Raw genomic sequence first — 2,044 nt, 5'->3', positions numbered from 1 at the left:
GACGGCACGATCCACGGCGAGCTGGAGGGTGCCTTCGTGGCCGCCCTCTGCGACCGCCGGCGCGGCATCGGCGCCGACGGCGTCATGCGCGTGATCCGCACGGCCGCGCTCGGCGAGCCCTCGACCGGCGAGTGGTTCATGGACTACCGCAACGCCGACGGCTCGGTCAGCGAGATGTGCGGCAACGGCATCCGGGTGTTCGCGCTCCACCTCGTGCAGGAGGGCCTCGTCGACCCCGCCGAGCCGATCGTGATCGGCACGCGTGGTGGCGACAAGACCATCACGATCGACCCTTCGACAGGCTCAGGACAAGCGGCACTGTTCAGCGTCGACATGGGCACGCCTGAGGTGCTGGGCGTCTCCAAGGTCAGCGCTGACGGGAACACCTGGGAAGCGCAGGATGTTAGAACTGGTAACCCCCATGCCGTCGCCTTCGTCGACCAGCTGGGCGACGCCGGCAGCCTGCTGACGCAGCCCGACTACGACGAGTCGGTCTATCCCGAAGGCGTCAACATCGAGTTCGTCGTCCGCGAGGGCGAGCGCCACGTTGCGATGCGTGTGCACGAGCGAGGCTCGGGGGAGACGCGTTCCTGCGGCACCGGCGCCTGCGCCGTCGCCGTGGCGGCCGCGGTTGCCGACGGCGTCGATCGACCCACCACCTACCGGGTCGACGTGCCCGGTGGCACCCTGCACGTCAGCTGGAACGCCGACAACCACATCGTGCTCACCGGCCCCGCCGAGATCGTCGCGCGGGGCACCATGGATTGGATTGCATGACCGACATCTCGACTGGCGCTGACCGCACGAAGGACCTCGGCACCGAAGGCCTGGAGCTCGAGGAGCGCAACTCGCTGAGGCGAGTGGCCAACCTCCGTACCGAGCTCGAGGACATCACCGAAGTCGAGTATCGCCAGCTCCGCCTGGAGCGCGTCGTCCTCGTCGGCGTATGGACCGAGGGCACCTCGCAAGATGCCGACAACTCGATGGCCGAGCTCAAGCTGCTCGCCGAGACCGCCGGCTCCGAGGTGCTCGACGCGCTGATCCAGCGACGCCAGAAGCCTGATCCGGCGACCTACATCGGCACGGGCAAGGTCGATGACCTGCGAGCCGCGGTCGAGGCGACCGGCGCCGACACGATCATCTGTGACGGTGCGCTGGCGCCGAGCCAGCTGCGCAACCTCGAGGATCGCTGCAAGGTCAAGGTCGTCGACCGCACCGCGCTGATCCTCGACATCTTCGCCCAGCACGCCAAGTCCAAGGAGGGCAAGGCGCAGGTCGAGCTCGCCCAGCTCCAGTACCAGACCCAGCGCCTCCGCGGCTGGGGTGGCAACCTGTCCCGCCAGGCCGGTGGCCAGGCCGCCGGCGGCGAGGGCATCGGTGGCCGCGGCCCCGGTGAGACCAAGCTCGAGACCGATCGCCGTCGCATCCAGATGAAGATGACCAAGCTGCGACGTGAGCTCAAGGACCTCGGCAAGGCCCGCGAGACCAAGAAGGCCAACCGGCGCCGGCACGACATTCCTTCGGTGTCGATCGCGGGCTACACCAACGCCGGCAAGTCCAGCCTGCTCAACCGGCTCACCGATGCCGGGGTGCTGGTCGAGGATGCGCTGTTCGCCACGCTCGACCCGACCACCAGGCGTACGCAGACCTCCGACGGCCGCATCTACACGATGTCCGACACGGTCGGCCTGGTCCGCAACCTGCCCCACCAGCTCGTCGAGGCGTTCCGCTCGACGCTGGAGGAGATCGCCGAGTCCGACCTGATCCTGCACGTCGTCGACGGCTCGGACCCTGACCCCGAGGGCCAGATCGCCGCCGTACGCAGTGTGCTCGCCGACGTCGACGCCCTCGACGTCCCCGAGATCATCGTGATCAACAAGGCCGACGCCGCCGATCCGCTCGTCATCAAGAACCTGCTCGCCCGCGAGCCCCACGCGGTCGTGGTCAGCGCACGCACCGGCGAGGGCATCGACGAGCTGCTCAGCGCGATCGAGGCCGACCTGCCACAGCCCGCGACCCACGTCGACGTGCTGCTGCCCTACGC

General features: G+C 68.9%; 2 protein-coding genes. Both read left to right on the top strand.

Features of this window, described 5'->3' with window-relative positions; translation table 11 throughout:
• Positions 1 to 777, top strand: a 777-nt coding sequence (gene dapF / locus V6M46_RS02075; RefSeq protein ID WP_332662080.1) for a diaminopimelate epimerase, incomplete at its 5' end; no start/stop codon positions are given.
• On the top strand, positions 774 to 2,044 hold a 1,271-nt coding region (gene hflX, locus V6M46_RS02070), incomplete at its 3' end, for a GTPase HflX (RefSeq protein WP_332662079.1). The genes dapF and hflX, both read left to right, overlap by 4 nt.

Source organism: Aeromicrobium sp., from assembly GCF_036676885.1.
Taxonomy (GTDB): Bacteria; Actinomycetota; Actinomycetes; order Propionibacteriales; family Nocardioidaceae; genus Aeromicrobium.
This window is presented reverse-complemented; position numbering and strand designations above follow the sequence as displayed.